Annotated in this window: 15 protein-coding genes; 10 read left to right on the top strand and 5 right to left on the bottom strand. The window is 67.1% G+C overall.

All coding sequences use genetic code 11. From position 1 onward, the window contains the following. Positions 1–94: 94 nt before the first annotated feature. Positions 95–1,303 carry a homoserine O-acetyltransferase MetX gene (gene metX, locus MUN73_RS02320; RefSeq protein ID WP_250138836.1) on the bottom strand — a complete coding sequence of 403 codons (1,209 nt, stop codon included), beginning with the start codon at positions 1,301–1,303 and terminating at the stop codon, positions 95–97. Then, a complete protein-coding gene (locus MUN73_RS02315) occupies positions 1,300–2,640 on the bottom strand; it encodes an O-acetylhomoserine aminocarboxypropyltransferase/cysteine synthase family protein (RefSeq protein ID WP_250138835.1) in 1,341 nt (446 codons plus the stop codon). Before MUN73_RS02315 ends, metX begins: the two co-directional genes overlap by 4 nt. A 302-nt stretch (positions 2,641–2,942) precedes the next feature. Here MUN73_RS02315 and MUN73_RS02310 point away from each other — a divergent pair, with 302 nt between their 5' ends. From MUN73_RS02310 to MUN73_RS02285, 6 genes are all read left to right on the top strand, one after another. Beyond that, positions 2,943–4,175, top strand: coding sequence for an MFS transporter (locus MUN73_RS02310; RefSeq protein WP_250138834.1), 1,233 nt, complete (start codon positions 2,943–2,945; stop codon positions 4,173–4,175). A 150-nt stretch (positions 4,176–4,325) separates the two neighbouring features. Continuing rightward, complete coding sequence (locus MUN73_RS02305; protein ID WP_250138833.1) at positions 4,326–4,799, top strand: plastocyanin/azurin family copper-binding protein; 474 nt, start codon at positions 4,326–4,328, stop codon at positions 4,797–4,799. Positions 4,800–5,048: 249 nt separating this feature from the next. Then, positions 5,049–6,011 carry a plastocyanin/azurin family copper-binding protein gene (locus MUN73_RS02300; protein WP_250138832.1) on the top strand — a complete coding sequence of 321 codons (963 nt, stop codon included), beginning with the start codon at positions 5,049–5,051 and terminating at the stop codon, positions 6,009–6,011. Positions 6,012–6,248: 237 nt separating this feature from the next. After that, positions 6,249–7,271: a DMT family transporter gene (locus MUN73_RS02295; RefSeq protein WP_250138831.1), complete on the top strand. Its 1,023-nt coding sequence runs from the start codon at positions 6,249–6,251 to the stop codon at positions 7,269–7,271. A 95-nt stretch (positions 7,272–7,366) separates the two neighbouring features. Then, a complete protein-coding gene (locus MUN73_RS02290) occupies positions 7,367–8,479 on the top strand; it encodes a pyridoxal-phosphate-dependent aminotransferase family protein (protein ID WP_250138830.1) in 1,113 nt (370 codons plus the stop codon). A 349-nt stretch (positions 8,480–8,828) separates the two neighbouring features. Beyond that, entirely contained in the window at positions 8,829–9,110 is a 282-nt protein-coding gene (locus MUN73_RS02285; RefSeq protein WP_250138829.1) for a hypothetical protein, read from the top strand. Between the two features lie 81 nt (positions 9,111–9,191). Here the strand turns inward: MUN73_RS02285 and eif1A are convergent, their stop codons facing one another. Next, complete coding sequence (gene eif1A, locus MUN73_RS02280; protein ID WP_250138828.1) at positions 9,192–9,479, bottom strand: translation initiation factor eIF-1A; 288 nt, start codon at positions 9,477–9,479, stop codon at positions 9,192–9,194. A gap of 127 nt (positions 9,480–9,606) precedes the next feature. On the opposite strand from eif1A, the gene MUN73_RS02275 reads away from it, so the two are divergent. Beyond that, positions 9,607–9,786 carry a DUF7470 family protein gene (locus tag MUN73_RS02275; protein WP_250138827.1) on the top strand — a complete coding sequence of 60 codons (180 nt, stop codon included), beginning with the start codon at positions 9,607–9,609 and terminating at the stop codon, positions 9,784–9,786. A 351-nt stretch (positions 9,787–10,137) separates the two neighbouring features. On the opposite strand, the gene MUN73_RS02270 is transcribed toward MUN73_RS02275, so the two are convergent. Then, a complete protein-coding gene (locus MUN73_RS02270) occupies positions 10,138–12,111 on the bottom strand; it encodes a DUF460 domain-containing protein (protein ID WP_250138826.1) in 1,974 nt (657 codons plus the stop codon). A gap of 125 nt (positions 12,112–12,236) precedes the next feature. Between MUN73_RS02270 and MUN73_RS02265 the strand changes: the two genes are divergently transcribed. Then, the gene (locus MUN73_RS02265) at positions 12,237–13,211 is read left to right on the top strand and encodes an aldo/keto reductase (protein WP_250138825.1); all 975 of its coding nucleotides are present in this window, start codon (positions 12,237–12,239) and stop codon (positions 13,209–13,211) included. Positions 13,212–13,257: 46 nt separating this feature from the next. On the opposite strand, the gene rnz is transcribed toward MUN73_RS02265, so the two are convergent. Further along, the gene (rnz, locus tag MUN73_RS02260) at positions 13,258–14,190 is read right to left on the bottom strand and encodes a ribonuclease Z (RefSeq protein ID WP_250138824.1); all 933 of its coding nucleotides are present in this window, start codon (positions 14,188–14,190) and stop codon (positions 13,258–13,260) included. A gap of 236 nt (positions 14,191–14,426) precedes the next feature. Here rnz and MUN73_RS02255 point away from each other — a divergent pair, with 236 nt between their 5' ends. Further along, positions 14,427–15,539 (top strand): DUF7282 domain-containing protein, encoded by a 1,113-nt coding sequence (locus MUN73_RS02255; protein ID WP_250138823.1) that lies wholly within the window; start codon positions 14,427–14,429, stop codon positions 15,537–15,539. A 39-nt stretch (positions 15,540–15,578) separates the two neighbouring features. Beyond that, the gene (locus MUN73_RS02250; RefSeq protein ID WP_250138822.1) at positions 15,579–16,655 is read left to right on the top strand and encodes an AAA family ATPase; all 1,077 of its coding nucleotides are present in this window, start codon (positions 15,579–15,581) and stop codon (positions 16,653–16,655) included. The last annotated feature ends 11 nt before the right edge of the window (positions 16,656–16,666 follow it).

Genomic DNA, 16,666 nt, shown 5'->3' with positions numbered 1-16,666 from the left:
ATGACCAGTATCGGACGGTACCACCCCGAATACCCCTGTTATATGTATCTGTTGGCCCACCCATCATTTACTCACATTCTTCAGTGAAGATATATCACTCCGAAAAGAGGCTCGTGTGGACCGGTGCGAACGATTCCGATTCGTCGGTCTCGTCGCCGGCGGTGTCCGAGATCGTGCGACCGGCCAGACCGGTCTCGAGAAGGTCCGAGACCGGCGGTCCGACCTTCTCGGGTTCGACGAGGAAGGCGTCGTGACCGTGGTCGGACTCGACGACGTGGTGGGCGACGTCGACGCCGGTCTCCCGACAGGCCTCGGCCAGCGCCTCGGCCTGCTCGACGGTGAAGTGCCAGTCGCCGGTAAACGACAGTACGAGCAGTTCCCCCTCGAAGGCCGCCAGCGCGTCGGCGTCCGACTCGTAGCCGGCCGAGAGGTCGAAGTCGTCCATCGCCCGGGTCATGTAGAGGTAGCTGTTCGCGTCGAACCGATCGGTGAACTTCTCGGCCTGGTAGTCCAGGTACGACTCTACCTCGCGGTAGGGGAAGAACGCGGCCGCAGGATCCGGCGGCTCCTCGCGGACCGCCTCGCGACCCGCGGAGCGGCGGCCGAACTTGCGCCCCATCGATTCCTTCGAGAGGTACATGATGTGCCCGATCTGGCGCGCTCGGGCGAGGCCGTCTTCGGGTTCCGGGCCACCGTAGTAGTGGCCGCCGTTCCAGTTCGGATCGCTCGTGATGGCGCGCCGGGCGACCGTGTCGAGCGCGAGACATTGCGCGTCGAGTCGTGCCGCGGTCGCGACGGCGGCCGCGCGGTCGACGTCGTCGGGATACCGGCGCAGCCAGTCCAGGACGTTCATCCCGCCGACGCTACCGCCGACGACGGCGTGGAGCCGACCGACGCCGAGTTCGTCGAGCAGCCGTCGCTGGGCGCGGGTCCAGTCGCCGACCGTCACCGGGGGGAAGTCGGTGCCGTACGGTTCGCCCGTCTCCGGATTCTCGCTGGCAGGACCCGTCGTCCCGTAGCAGGAACCGGGGCTGTTCGCACAGACCACGAAGTACTCGCTCGTGTCGATCGCCTTCCCGGGGCCGACGACGTCGCCCCACCAGGCGCGGGCCTGACCCGCCGTCTCCCCGCCCGCGTCCGGCCGCCGGGCGACGTGGGCGCTCCCGGTCAGCGCGTGACAGACGAGGACTGCATTATCGCCGGTGAACTCGCCGTAGGTCTCGTAGGCCACCTCGAGTGTCGGGATCGACTCGCCGGAGAGAAACTGGAACTCCCCGAGATCGATCACGTTCTTCGTCGTCATGCGTCCCCTCCGGGTCCGTCGCTGATCCCCGTCGCGGTCTCGATCGCCTGGTCCAGATCGGCCAGGACGTCCGCGGGGTCCTCGATTCCGACCGACATCCGGATCAGGTCGTCCGTCACGCCCGCTTCCGCCCGTTCTTCCGGGGTGAGCTGGCCGTGCGTGGTGCTCGCCGGGTGGATCACCAGCGTCTTCGCGTCGCCGATGTTCGCGAGGAACTGGGCGACCTCGACGCTCTCGCAGAAGGTCTTGCCGCCTTCGTAGCCGCTTTCGAGGCCGAACGCGATCATCCCGCCGTAGTCCGAGAGGTACCGCGAGGCGTTGTCGTGGGTCTCGTGGCTCTCGAGGCCCGGGTGGGTGACCCACGCGACGGCCTCGTGTTCGGCGAGGTAGTCGGCGACGATCGCCGCGTTCTCGCAGTGTTTCTCGACCCGCAGGGGAAGCGACTCGATGCCCTGGAGTGTCTGCCAGGCGTCGAACGGCGACTGCTGGTTGCCGAGACTCCGGAGCGATCGGTACCGGGCGGCCGCGGCGAACGGTGCCTCGGGGAAGTCGCGGGAGAAGTCGACGTCGTGGTAGGCGTGGTTCTGGCCGGCGATTTCGTCGTATCCGTGTTCGCCCCACGGGAACGACCCGCCGTCGACGAGCACGCCGCCGACCGTCGTGCCGGAGCCGTGGAGCCACTTCGTCGTCGACTCCCAGACGACGTCGGCCCCGTGTTCTAGCGGGCGACAGAGCGCCGGCGTCGCGAAGGTGTTGTCCACCACGAGCGGCACCCCGTTGTCGTGAGCGATCTCGGCGACGCGCTCGAAGTCCGGCGTCACCAGCGACGGGTTGCCGATCGTCTCGACGTGGACGAAGGCGGTGTCCGCGTCGATCGCGTCCTCGTAGGCGTCGTACTCGAGGGTGGGGACGAACCGCGGCTCTATGTTTCGCCGACTCGCCGTCTTCGAGAAGTAGGCCGTGGTTCCACCGTAGGTGTCGGTCGAACAGACCACGTTGTCGCCCGCCTCGGCGAGGATCAGGACTGCAGAATCGAGCGCGGCCATCCCGCTCCCCGTCGCGACCGCGCCCGCCCCTCCTTCGAGAGAGGCGAGCCGATCCTCGAGCGTGGTAACGGTCGGGTTGGCGATCCGGGAGTAGATGTAGCCGTCGTCCTCGAGCGCGTAGCGGGCCGCGGCGGTGTCTGCGTCCTCGAACACGTACGAGGTGGTCTGGTGGATCGGCGGTGCCGCCGCGCCCGTCTCCGGATCGGGGCTCTGTCCGGCGTGGACGCTCCGTGTACCGATTCCCGGCTCCGGCGGTCCGGCGTCGGGCCCGTCGCTCTCGTCGTCGCTCATGTTTAGTGTGCATACTTCTCCACGTTCATATGCGTCTCAGTAACGGCAAAAACCGCTGGTCGTGGCTGTCATTCTCTCTCGTGGCCGTCCCCGGTCGACCGAAATGCGCCGGCGATCGAATCCGGATCGGCACGCGCGAACCGCTCCCGTCGCGATCGGACGACGGTCGCCGCCGGGTTCGACGTCAGCGGACGGGCACCCTACACCGCGTCCGACACGGCGGTGCCGTGATCGCCCGTTTCCGTCCTCGCCGGCGGACCGAGACGGACGGTTTGATAGGCTCGTAGCGCCAACGCCAGCGCGTGCAGTCGAGTGATCGCGATCGGGTCGTGCTCGCCGCCGTCGTCTTCGCGGTGCTGTTCTCGCAGGTGTTGCTCTATCCGGGCGTGGCGACGCTCGTCGAGGCGCTGGGAGCGGACGCGACGACGTCGCCGTTCGCCGAGACGGCACTCGACGCGAGCATGTGGTTCCTGGTCGCGGAATTCGCCGCCTACGTCGCGTTCGTCGGCGTCTGGGGGCTCGCCAGCGACGCGACGGGCCGGCGACTGCCGTTCATCGTCGCCGGATCGGTGGCCGGTGCGATCGGCTACGCGGCTCTCGCCGTCGCCCCCGCGCTCGGGTCGGTTCCCTTCGAGGGCGTGCTCGTCTTGCGAGTCGTGCAGGGTGCGATGACGATCGGCGCGTTCTCGCTGACGATGACGATGCTGATGGACCTCGAGGGGGGCCACGGCCGCAACATGGGGGCCGCCGGGATCGCGATCGGTCTCGGGGCGGCCCTCGGCGCGCCCGTCGGCGGTCGACTGACCGAGTTCGATCCGATCGCACCGCTGGTGGTGGCCGGCGGTCTGCTCCTCTGTGTCGGCGGCATGGTCTCCCTCGTCGACGATCGCGCCCCGAGCGAGCGCCGGACCGCTCGCGCGCTCGTCGAGGGCGTTCGACGGCGGCCGACCCTGTCGATTCCCTACGCGTTCGGGTTCGTCGATCGGCTGACGGCCGGGTTCTTCGCGCTCGTCGGCACCCTCTACTTCCAGGAGGCGTTCGGCGTCGACGCGGCGGCGACCGGCCTGTTGCTCGCGTGCTTTTTCGCCCCCTTCGCCCTCCTGCAGTACCCGATGGGTGCGCTCTCCGATCGGATCGGCCGGACGATCCCGATCGTCGTCGGGTCGCTGTGTTACGGGGCCGGCATCCTGGCGGTCGGTGCCGCGCCGTCGGTCCCGATTGCGGCCGTCGCCATGGTCGCCGTAGGCGTCCTGGGCGCGCTGGTCGCCCCGGCGACGATGGCGCTGGTCACCGACCTCGCCGACGAGAGCGAGCGCGGGGTCGCGATGGCCGGGTTCAACCTCGCCGGCAGCCTCGGCTTCCTCGGCGGCTTTCTCGTCGGCGGCACCGTCGCCGGCGCGTACTCGTACGAACTCGCTTTCCTCGTCGTCGGCGGACTGGAGATCGCGATCGCCGTCGTCGCGGTGCCGGCGTTCGTGCGCCTCTCGCTGAACCGTCCCGAGAGGCTGGGGGCCGGCGGCGGAAATGATGCCTAACTGGGAGTAATGGTTCGTTGACGAACACGACGATCCGGCAATATGACGGGCTTGTGGCCAATTCTGCCGCAATCCTGTGCCATGAGAATACATCACTAGGCGGCGGTAGAGCGTGTTAATTTTTATGTATTCAGTCCCAACTCACCGTTGATGACACGAGACAGCAATATCTCGCGGCGGAAGACGATGAAACTTGCGGGCGCGACGGCGGCAACCGCACTCGTCGCAGGCTGTTCCAGCGACGACGGCGACGGGAACGACGACAGTGACAGCGACGGTGGCGAGGGCCCCTACGCGATCGATCCCGATACGGAGATCATGTTCCGCGCGGATTCGCTGAGCTGGTACGGCAAGAACCCGTCCGAGATTGAGGACGTGGAGAACCCGACGCTCCAGCTCCAGGAAGGCGAGAGCTACACGATCGGCTGGGACGAGGGCGACGGCCAGGGCCACAACATCGAGCTGTGGGACGAGAACGGAGACCCCATCGAGGCGACGGAGACGACTAGCGACGAGGCCCCCGACGACCAGACGATCGACTTCGAGGCCAGCAGCGACATCGTCGAGTACGTGTGCCAGCCTCACGCTTCCAGCGGGATGCGCGGCGACATCGAAATGCAGTAACTCGGCATCGTCGCCGACGACGCCGTAGCGGATCTCTTTCACGTTTTGTTTATTACTGCTCGACACCTGCTATTCTCCCGACCGCCTATCGTCTTGCGTGTCTTTCCCCGGTCAGTTCGCCCGGCGGTCGGATCCGGGGACTCCTGTGACCGTCGCGATGTGTCGACCGAGATCGGCCGACGTCGCCGGTCGTCGCACCGATCGCTACCCGACCCGATCGTTTATTGTCCGCCGGAGAACAGTTATCGTATGGGACTGAACAACGAGCTGTCACGTCGGGCCACGATTCGGTTAGCCGGCGCGTCCGCGTCGGCGGCCCTGCTTGCGGGCTGTCTGGATTCGTACGATGCGGACGCGCCGGCGGACGACACCGATCCCGGCGGAACCGGTGACGACGAGGAAGACGACTCCGACGACGCGACCGATGCCGAGGATGACGAAAGCGACGGTGCGGACGCGGCCGACGCCGACGATCCGACGGAGATTCTGCTCGAGGCCCGGATCAGTGGCTGGGTCGGGGTCGAACCCGCCCCGATCGTGGGCGTGGAAAACCCGACACTTGACCTCGCGGCGGGGGACACCTACAGACTCGACTGGGTGCAGGGCGACGGACAGACCCACAACCTCCAGCTCGTCGATGCGGACGGACGGGTCGTCGACGACCTCCGCACGCCACTGACCAGCGATCCCGAAGCCGAATCGGAACCGCTCGAATTCACCGCCACGGACGAACTGGCAGGCTACCACTGTGACCCCCATGCGAACACCATGCGAGGGGCGATCGAGGTCGGTTCGGAGTCCTTCAGCGACGACGCCGATGGTGACGAGGACGCCACCGACGACGACGGGACCGAGGACGACGCCCCCGAGTTCGAGATCGCACCCGGAACGCGGGTCGAACTCGTCGGTGAAATCGCGGGCTGGGTGGGCGAGGCACCGAGGAAGATCGAGGACCGCGAGAATCCGACGCTCGTCCTACGGGAGGGCGAACCGTACGCGATCGGGTGGGTGGACGGCGACGGCGCCCCTCACAACGTCGAAATCCGCGACGACGACGGCGAAGTCGTCGACGACCTGCAGACCGACATCGTCACCGAACCCGACGGTGACGAGTCGGTTCTCGAGTTCACGGCCAGCGACGCCATGCGGCGGTACGTCTGCCGGCCCCACGAGACGACCATGCGGGGCGAGATCGTCGTCCGTTCCGACTGAGCCTCTCTGACACCGTCCTCGTCGTCGTGCCTCGTCCGCTCTTCGTCGCCGTGCGCCGACGCGACGTGGCCCCATCTCCTACCGTCTGCGGGACCGTACCATAGTGTCTGGTCACTTACTAGCACGGGTGCCGCCGACTATGTCATTTGTTATCGTTTATCTCCGAATTCGCCACCGAGAGGCACTCTTACGGCCGGATGGCAACATACAAGTGTCCGAGTCCCATTTCGTATTGAAATGACTGCGAAGCGAGATCTCCTGCTGTTCGTCGCGCTCGCGATCGCCTGGGGGACCGCCTTCGGCGCGATCGAGGTCGGTCTGGCGACGTTGCCGCCGATCCTCTTTGCCGCGCTACGACTCGACGTCGCGACCCTGCTGTTCGTGGGGGCCATCGCCGTCCTCGGCCTCGAGTGGCGGCCCCGGACCCGCGGTGACGTGACCGCGATCGCCGTCACGGGCGGACTGATGGTCGGGGCCCACTACGGACTGCTGTTTCTCGGCCAGTCGCACGTCTCGAGTGCGGTCTCGGCGATCGTCCTCAGCCTGACGCCGATCGTGACGCCGCCGCTCGCGATCGCCCTGCTCCCGCAGGAACGGCTCCGCGCACCGGCCGTCGTCGGCCTGCTCCTCGGCCTCGTCGGGGTCGTCGTCATCGCGGTCTCCGGCGGCTCGCTCGGCGGCCAGGTGGTCGGCGTCGCACTGTTGTTCGTGGCCGCGTTCGTCTTCGCGCTCGGCTCGGTGCTGACCGAGCGGATCCAGGCAACGCTGCCGGTGATCTCGCTCCAGACGTGGGCGATGGCCATCGGTGGGGGCCTCCTGCACGGGCTGAGTTTCGCCCACCCCGGCGAAACCGTGCCGATCACTGCGGCGGCGTGGACGCCCGCGACGATCACCGCGCTCGCGTACCTGTCGGTCGTCGCCACGGCCGGCGGCTTCCTCGCGTACTTCGTCCTGCTCGAGCGGGTCGGCGCGAGCCAGCTCAGCCTCGTCAACTACGCCACGCCCGTCGTCGCGTCGCTCGTCGGGTGGGCCCTGCTGGGCGAGTCGATCACGCTCGCGACGATCGGCGGGTTCGGGCTGATCGTCCTCGGCTTCGCCCTCTGTCAGCTGACGACGCTCTGGCGACTCGCGACCCCGATCGCCGGCTACGGGCCGCGACGGCGATCGACCGCGGCGAACGGCGTCGTCGTCGGGGGCAACGTCTACGAGACCGGGCGCGAGACAGGCCGATCGCCGCCCGTCGCACCCGCTGCGGACTGACGCGGTCCGACGGCCGCTCACCGTCTCTCTCAACTGCGGCATTCACAAGTACCATACCGTCTCGCGACCCAGTACGCTATACTCAGGTGGATTCCGTGACCGAGAAACGCGAATACAGAGACGACTATCCCGACAAGACGCTGTACATTCCGGGCCCGACCGAGGTGCGCGAGGACGTCATCGAGGAGATGAGCCAACCGATGTTCGGCCACCGGATGGACCGGATGACTGACCTCTACACGACGATCGTCGAGGACACGAAGGAGTTCCTCGGCACCGACAACGAGGTCGTCATCCTCACGGCGTCGGGCACCGAGTTCTGGGAGGCCTCGACGCTCAACCTCGTCGACGAGAACATCCTCGTCCCGACCTGCGGGAGCTTCAGCGAGCGCCACGCCAACGTGGCCGAGCGACTGGGCAAGGACGTCGACCGCCTGGAGTACGAGTGGGGGCAGGCGATCAAGCCCGAGGACATCCGCGCTGAACTCGAATCGAGCGACAAGCACTACGACGTCGTCGCGACCGTGATGAACGAGAGTTCGACCGGCGTCCGCAATCCCGTAGAGGAGATCGGCGACGTCGTCGCGGAGTACCCGGACACGTACTTCGTCGTCGACGCCGTCTCGGCGCTGGGCGGCGACTACGTCGACATCGACGAACACGGCATCGACGTCATCTTCGCGTCCACGCAGAAGGCCTTCGCCATGCCGCCGGGGCTGGCGGTGTGCGTCGTCAGCGACGACGCCTACGAGCGCGAACTCGAGAACGACTCGGCGTCGTGGTACGGCGGCTTCCAGCGGACGATCGACTACTACGAGCGCAAGGGCCAGACCCACTCCACGCCCGCGATTCCGATCATGCTGGCCTACCGCAAGCAGATGAAGCACATGCTCGAGGAAGGCCACGACGCGCGCGATCAGCGCCACCGGGAGATGGCCGAGTACACGCGCGAGTGGGCCCGCGAGCACTTCGAGATGTTCCCCGAGGAGGGCTACGAGTCCCAGACGGTGAGCTGTATCGAGAACACGCAGGGGATCGACGTCGCCGCAACGATCGAGGCCGTCAGCGAGGAGTACGACATGGTCTTCTCGAACGGGTACGGCTCGCAACTCGGCGAGCAGACGTTCCGTATCGGCCACATGGGCGAACACGACCGCGAGTCGATCAAGGCGCTGACCGACGCGATCGAGGACGTCGCCGGTCTGTAGGTCCGGTCGCCGTCGCTGCAGTACTGGCGGCAGTGGATCCCGTTTCGGTGTTCGGCCGCCGCCCGTCGTAATTCTTCACGCGCGAACGGACCGCCATCAGTCCGCGGTCCGGGCAGTGCTTCACGCCATCCGGGAGTTACTGCAAGCCAATTATATAATCCTGATGGTGTGTTGAGAACGATTGCCATGTCAGTGGTTGCGTGGGTGTAAGAGCCGTCTGAGTTCGGATCCTATACTGTGTCGTGGTAGCACTTGCCTATTCTTACCAGATACATGAAATGTTATATAGGTCGAGGACGTATTTCGATCCGAAACCAGTCGTCCCCGGTTCCGGACGACAGTCCCATCCATGACACCGATCAGATACCCACACCACGATCGTCCCGCGTATCGAACGAGAGCCGGTTCCGGCCCGATCATCGGCGGCTTCATCGTCGTCGTCCTCACGCTGGCACTGCTCGTCGCGATCAGCTACCCCGTCCACGCACTGGCGGTCGTCAGCGCGTTCGCCGCCGCCGTCGTCCTCGTGCGAACGGGCGGCCCCGCGCTCGGCCGCCGACTGGACGGGCGGATGACCGAATTCGCCGTCCCCGGCGTCGGAACCGTCCGGATCCGCCTCACGGGTCGATAACCGCCCGCGCGCCGCGCGATTCGACTACGCGGCGCTCTCGATCGGGTTCCTCGAGAATCGTCGCGCGTCGGTAGAAGCGAGTTACTGAATGTGGCCTTCGCGGCGGAGCTGGTCGGCTTCGCTCTTCTCGTAGCGCCAGGTGATGTCCGCCTTCTCGTCCTGCCAGTCCCACGGCTCGACGAGCACGACGTCGTCCTCGCGGATCCAGATGCGTTTTTGCATCTTCCCGGGGATCCGGGCTGTGCGCTCTTTCCCGTCGGCACACCGTACTTTGACGCGATTCGCCCCGAGCATGTCCGTGACGGTCGCGAAGACCTCGTCGTCCTCCGGCATTCGGAGGTTCTTGCGACCGCCCTCGTCGTCGCTCATGGCCCCACGTTGTCGTTCGATCGGTTTAACCCTTTACTGATCTCTTCCTAACCGCCACACGTCGTCGCGACCGGTTCCGACGGGGAAAACCACGCCGTTTATTTCTGTCGGGTATCCAGACCTGACCATGATACGGAATCTCGGCCCGCTCGGAATCGTCGGACTGCTGATCGTCGTCGCCGGCATCGGCCTGATCGCCTGGGCGGATCCGATCGTCGCGGTCGGGATGGCGCTCGTCCTCGCCGGCCTCGGTCTCGTCGTGAAGGCGCTGATCTCGAACGTGCTCGGTGCCTGGGGGATGATGTGACGCGACCGGTAATGACGCTGTGATGCGACCGATCGACCCGAGGAACCGATCGATTCGCTCTCCTCGTGTTCGTCCGGGCTTCTTGCTACACGACTCAGATCTCGTGCTGGTCCGTATCGCCGCGAGCCTCGGCTCGGTTCGCTGATCGGCTCCGCGACGCCGATCGCGATCGAACGCTCGCTGGTCGTGCTCGGCGTCGTCGCGATCGGGTTCATCGCGCACGCGCTGTTCGGCACGGCCCGGTCGACGAGCCGGCGGTGCTGACTGAGGGGGTCGCGGTGGAGGCGGTTCCGCAGGCCCTGTCGCCGGTGGAAACTCCAGAATAGGACCGTACCGGTTCGAACGGGCCAGCTACGCCTCGTTATCGCCCGCCCGGTGCTCGCTGATGAGCCGATCGACCATCTCCAGTTTCCGATCGCGCTTGCGGGCGGCGGCCCGGTCGTGCCAGTCGTCGACGACGGCCTCGACGTCGTCCTCGCGGGCGACGGCGAGTTCGTCGACCTCCTGCATGGCGACGTCGCCGGCGGGGCCGACCGGGATCTCCTCGTCGAAGAGGATCTCGTCGGCGATCTCGGAGAGCCCGCCGTCTTTCAGGATGACGCGCGGTTCGAAGCCCGCGAGCAGTTCGGCCGTCGATCGACCGGCGCCGCTGGCGTCGCGCAGGTAGACGACGTCGCCGGGCGCGATGCCGTACTGTTCGTCGGCCTCGCGGATCGCGCCTTTCGTGAACTTCTCGACGACCTTGACGGGGACGAGCCCCTCCTTCTCGGCGGAGACGTCGCTGAAGTTCGAGTGGTCGAGCTTCCAGAGGGCCTTCATCCGATCGACCTTCTTCTCGAGCGCGTCGGCGTCCTCGCGGGCCTCGTCGCGCTCGCGCTCCAGCCGGTTCGCCTTCCGCTCGAGTCGGTTCACCTCGCGGTTCCGGCGCACCTCTTTGCGCTCTTCCCGGCGGGCGGCGTCGAGTTCCCGCTCGAGGTCGTCGATCCGGTCGTCTCGCTCCTCGAGTCGACCCTCGAGGGTCTCGACGTGGGACTGGAGCCGATCGACCTGTCGTTTCAGGTCCTTGATCCGCTTTTCCTCCGCGGTGAGTTCGCGGGGTTCGTGTTCGGTCGCGTCCTCGTCGTCAGTCTCGTCGTCCTCTAGATCGGTGAGGACGGCCTCGACGCTCTCCTCGCCGGCGACGACCCGGGCGGTGACTTCGCCTCGATCGACCCCCGGCGGGAGTTTCCGCGCGATCCGCTCGAACTGGTCCTCGTGGGCGTCGACGGCGAACAGCGCGGCGGCCATCGCGTCCCGCTGGTGGTCGTCGTCGTAGGGGTGTTCGCGCGTCCGGTGCTGTTTCTCGTCGATCGGAAGGTCCGTCGCGGGCGTCCAGCCCGCGGCGTCGAAGCTCCGGCGGAACTTCTCGACCGTCTCGGGCATCGGCGTCACGTCGGCGGCGACGATGACCGGGCGGCCCCGCTCGACGATCCACTCGATCACGTCGGCGGTGTCGCTCGTGCGCGAACTCCAGACGTCGAGCACCGCCCCTTCGAGCGAGACGATCGCGACCGCGGTCGTCGTCCCGGGGTCGATCCCGACGACGACGTGGTCGCGGCGCTTTGCCAGCGGACGGAACTCGATGCCGTCCCGTCGCTCGCGCTCGATCTCGACGCGGACGTCTCCCGATCGGCTCCGCGAGACTGGGATGTCGCTCGGCTTCGCCTCGACGGTGAAGACGGCGTTGGCGTAGCCGCCGTAGGCTTCCCGGACGTCCGTCTCGTAGGCGAGGTTCGCCGCGTCCAGTTCGGACTCGACCTCGCGGGCACGTTTCTTGACCGAGCCGTGGATGCGCCGGGTGTAGCGGTCCTCGCTCCAGCCGCCCTTCCCCGTGGAGCGGCCTCGTGAGACCTTGACCTCGGTCGTGTCGGTGAACGCGGAGACCTCCTGGCCGACGCTGTGGGCGGCCAGTCGGGCCGCGGCTTCGGCCTCTTTCATCGGCTCTTTCCCGTAGGGGATGCCGTGCCGTTTCGCGACGCGCGAGAGTGGCTCGGGCTGTTCGGCACCCGTGACCTGGACGAGCTTCGTGCCGGTCGGGAGCGATCCCAGGAAGTGGATCAGCTGGTCCTTGTCGGCCGCAAGCTCGTACATGTTGTCGGTCGCGACGATCGCCGGCTCCTCGTCGTCGATCAGTCGCCGGAGTTTCCGGTGTGTGACGACGTCGCGGCTGACGTCCTCGCCGTCGTAGACGACCAGCGCGTAGGAGGGTGCGTCGCCGCGCACGTCACCGCTCTGGACGTCGACACCGAAGACGACTGCCTCGAGCGCACTCGTTCGCGTACTCACGGGCGGGCATAGGGGCGAAGCAGGTATAAATCCGGCGCGGGTTCACACGATCTTGCCGGGTTCCACCGGCTGGACAAATTGCCGTCGCCCCCGAGTATTAGGACCGCCGTCGCCGTGGCTGACGCATGGAGTACACGACCCTCGGTTCGACCGGGATGGAGGTCAGCAAGATCTGTCTCGGCTGTATGAGCTTCGGGAGCGGCCGGGACTGGATGCTGGACGCGGACGAGAGCCGCGAACTGATCGAACGCGCGATCGACCTCGGCATCAACTTCTTCGATACCGCGAACGTCTACTCGGCGGGCGAGAGCGAGGAGATCCTCGGCGACGTCCTCGCTGACTACGATCGCGATCGGCTGGTCGTCGCCTCGAAGGTCCGCTTCCCCGGGGCCGAGGACCACCGGAACGCGAGCGGCCTCTCCCGGAAGACGATCGAGCAGGAACTGTCGGCCTCGCTCGATCGGCTCGGGATGGACACCCTCGACCTCTACCAGATCCACCGCTGGGACCCCGACACGCCGATCGAGACGACGATGCGCGCGCTCGACGACGCGGTTCGCCGCGGGCAGGTCCGCCACGTCGGCGCCTCTTCGATGTGGGCCCACCAGTTCCTCGAGGCTCGGCGGGTGAGCGAGCGGGAGGGCCTTGCCCCCTTCGAGACGATGCAGAACCTCTACCACCTCGCGTATCGGGAGGAGGAGCGCGAGATGTACCCGGTCTGTCGAAAATACGATGTCGGTACGATGCCGTGGAGTCCGCTGGGCGCGGGCTACCTCGCGCGGCCCCACGAGGAGTTCCGGACCACGACCCGGGCCGGCCACGAGATCGACAACGCGGGCGTTCCCTACCACGAGTTCCCCGCGAGCGAGGCGATCAACGAACGGGTTCAGGAACTGGCCGCCGAGTACGACGCGACGATGGCCCAGATCGCGCTCGCGTGGCACTTCGAGAACGAGAACGTCACCGCGCCGATCGTCGGCACATCGAGCGTCGAACACCTCGAAGAGGCCGTCGAAGCGCTCGACATCTCGCTGTCGGATTCGGACGTGGAGTACCTCGAGGAGCCGTACGAGCCAGTGCCGGTGTACGGTCACGAGTAAGGCGCGCTCACTCCGTCGCCTCCTCTACGAAGGGTGAGGCACCACGTCAATCGCCGTGGTCGGGGTACGGAATCTCGACCTCGTCCCCGTCGTCGGGCACGCACACCTCGCCGTCGAACACCTCGCGGGCCTGTTCCTCGTGGTCCGCGGTGTGTCCGGCGTAGCGCGAGGAGACGTGCATCAGGGCCAGTCGCTTCGCGTTCGCTCGATTCGCGATCTCGCCGGCCTGCCGCGCGGTCGAGTGAGCGGTCTTCGCGGCCCGATCGGCCCGGTCGTCCGCGAACGTCGCGTCGTGGATCAACAGGTCGGGATCGTCCGCGACCTCGATCGTCGCCGCGGTCGGCCGGGTGTCGCCCGTGTAGACGATCGATCGGCCGGGGCGGGGGTCGCCGACGACCTGTTCGGGGTCGACGACGGTGCCGTCCTCGAGTTCGACGGACTCGCCCTCGTGGAGCGTAGAGAATTTGGGGCCAACCGGAACCCCCAGTTCCTCTGCGCGCTCGCGATCGAACCGGCCCTTGCGGTCGTCCTCGACGAGGGCGTAGCCGACCGATCGGGTGTCGTGGTCGGTCTCGAACGCCCGGACCTCGTACTCGTCGGCCCGGTAGGCGATGTCGCCGTCGCCGACCTCGGAGATCCGCACGGGAAACGAGGGTCGGTTGCCGAGGGCGTTCACGAACGACTTCAGCTGGCGGCGCGTGCCGTGGGGCGTGTGGATCGCCAGCGGCTCCTCGCGGTCGTTGAAGTCCATCGTCTGGAGCAGCCCCGGAATCCCCAGGACGTGATCGCCGTGGAGGTGCGTGACGAAGAGCTGCGAGATCGAGAACCCGGTTCCGAAGCGCATCATCTGGCGCTGCGTTCCCTCGCCGGCGTCGAACAACAACCCCTCACCCTCGCGACTGACGAAGATCCCGCTCGGGTTCCGATCGGTCGTCGGAACCGCTCCGGCCGTCCCCAGGAACGTCACGCGCAGTGGCATCGTTGGGGTGTCGACGGGCGGTGGCTAAACCGCCTTCGGATTGGCTCCTCACGGTCCCGGTCGCGAGGGGCCGTCGGCGCTCGATCGGCGGTGGCTGGCACCGGCGGCGCTCGATCGAGTCCCACTCGACGTCGGCCGGCACAGTCGGGTGGGTTCTCACCAGCCAGAACGGAAAGCGTCATTTATCACGGTGGCAGCCCAATTGTGGTGCAACGACGCGTTGCCATCCCCTCACAATGAGTTCGAGACTGCAGTTCGGCACGCTCAAGCGAATCGTCGCGATCCTGATCGCGATCCTTGTCGTCCTCGCTGCGGGCATCGTGGTCGGACAGGCACCCGCGATCTTCGGCGTCGACGAGGATCCGGAGGCGTCGATCACCTTCGAGGACCAGCAGGGTAACGGAACGAGCGTCGAGATCGCCGAGGTCTCGCTCTCGGATGGCGGGTTCGTCGTCATCACGGACGGCGGCGAGGAACCCCTCGTCGTCTCGGAGTATCTCGAGAGCGGCACGCACGAGAACGTCACGATCGAACGGGCGGAGGGCGGCCCCGAACTGGTCGGGCAGATGACCGCGACGGTCCACCGGGATACCGACGACGACGAGACGTACACCTACGGGGAATCCGACGGCGAGGAGGACCGCCCCTATCTCGCGGACGGCTTCCCGGTGAGCGACACCGCGACGGTGACGACGGCGGACGACGGGGGACCGTTCAGCGACTCGTTCCTCGTCGAATCGATCGACGCGCCGGCTCAGGCGACGACGAACGAGACGATCGAGGTCGTCGCCGAGGTCCGCAACCCGACCGAGTTCGCTACCCAGCAAAACGTCGACATCCGGATCGACGGCCGGGTCATCGAACGGCAGGTGGTGGACCTCGACGCCGGCGAGAGCCGCGAGGTGACCTTCTCGCTCGACACGACCGGACTGTCACCCGGTGAGCGGACGGTCGGCGTCTACACCGACGGCGACGGCGCCCTCGCGGATATCGTCCTCGAGTTCCACACCGACCCGAGCGTGTCGGTCGTCGACGCCGACGACGACGGCGTCACCGTCGACGTCGCGATCCCCGAGGAGGGATTCGTCGCGATCGAGGACGGCGACACGGTGGTCGGGACCAGCGAGGGACTCGATCCCGGCGAATACGCGAACGTCACGGCGGAGTTCGACGAGAACGCCACCGTCGACGAAGACGCCGAACTGACGGCTACTCTCTATGCGGGCGATCCGGGCGAGGTCGACGCGGCGAGTCCGATCGAGTACGAGAACGAACCCGTCGAGACGACGTTTACGATCGCGGACGCGAGAGCGGAGACGGACGCGGGCAACGAGACGAGCGACGACTAACCGACCGATTCTTACCCGTCCCGTTCGTATCCGCTGGCGATGGACGCGCCGCTGTGGACCGACACCTACGCCCCGGAGCTGGCCGAGTTGCCACAGGACGACGCTCGCGAGTACCTGGAGCGAGCCGTCGAGGAGCCGATCAACCTGGTTCTGCAGGGGCCGCCCGGGAGCGGCAAGACGGCGGCGGCGCGCGCACTGGCCCGTGAGGCCCACGGGGTTTCCGAGTCGTCGGACGACTCGGAAGCACGCCGGACGTCGTCCGGCGGTGACCCCGACAACGACCTGGTCGAGATCAACGTCGCCGACTTCTTCGGCCGGACCAAAACCGAGATCAAGAACGATCCCCGGTTCGCCTCCTTCCTCGTCGGCCGATCGTCGATGTCCAAGCGGGACATGATCAACCACGTCCTCAAGGAGTCCGCCAGCTACGCGCCCGTCTCGGGCGACTACAAGACGATCCTGCTGGACAACGCCGAGGACGTCCGCGAGGACTTTCAGCAGGCCCTGCGCCGGATCATGGAGCAACACCACCGGACGACGCAGTTTATCATCGCGACCCGCCAGCCGACGAAGCTCATTCCGCCGATCCGATCGCGCTGTTTCCCCGTCTCCCTGCGTGCGCCCTCGAGCGAGGAGACCGTCGCCGTCCTCGAGCGGATCGTCGAGGCCGAGGACGTCGACTACGACGCCGACGGCCTCGAGTTCGTCGCGGGCTACGCGAACGGCAACCTCCGGCAGGCGATCCTGGCCGCCCAGACGACCGTCGAGGACGCCGGCGAACTGACGATGAGCGCGGCCTACGAGACGATCGGCGACGTCGGCCTCGACGACGAGGTCGAGGAAATGCTCGACGACGCCGAGGCGGGCGACTTTACCGACGCCCGGAGCACGCTCGACGACCTGCTCGTCGACGAGGGCCTCGACGGGCAGGAGGTGCTCGACCTGATCCTCGCGGTCGCCCGCAAGCGGTACCAGGGCGAGAAACTGGCTCGCGTACATCGCCTCGCCGCCGACGTCGAGTTCGAGATGCACGAGGGGACGAGCGATCGGGTTCACGTCTCACACCTGCTGGCGGAACTGGGTCGGGACGCCAGGTCCGGGACCGGGGCCAGGTGAGGGTGATCGCC

The sequence above is a fragment of the Halosolutus amylolyticus genome (genome assembly GCF_023566055.1).
Classification (GTDB): Archaea; Halobacteriota; Halobacteria; order Halobacteriales; family Natrialbaceae; genus Halosolutus; species Halosolutus amylolyticus.
The sequence above is the reverse complement of the archived record's forward strand: the minus strand, read 5'-3'. Positions and strand labels throughout refer to the sequence as shown.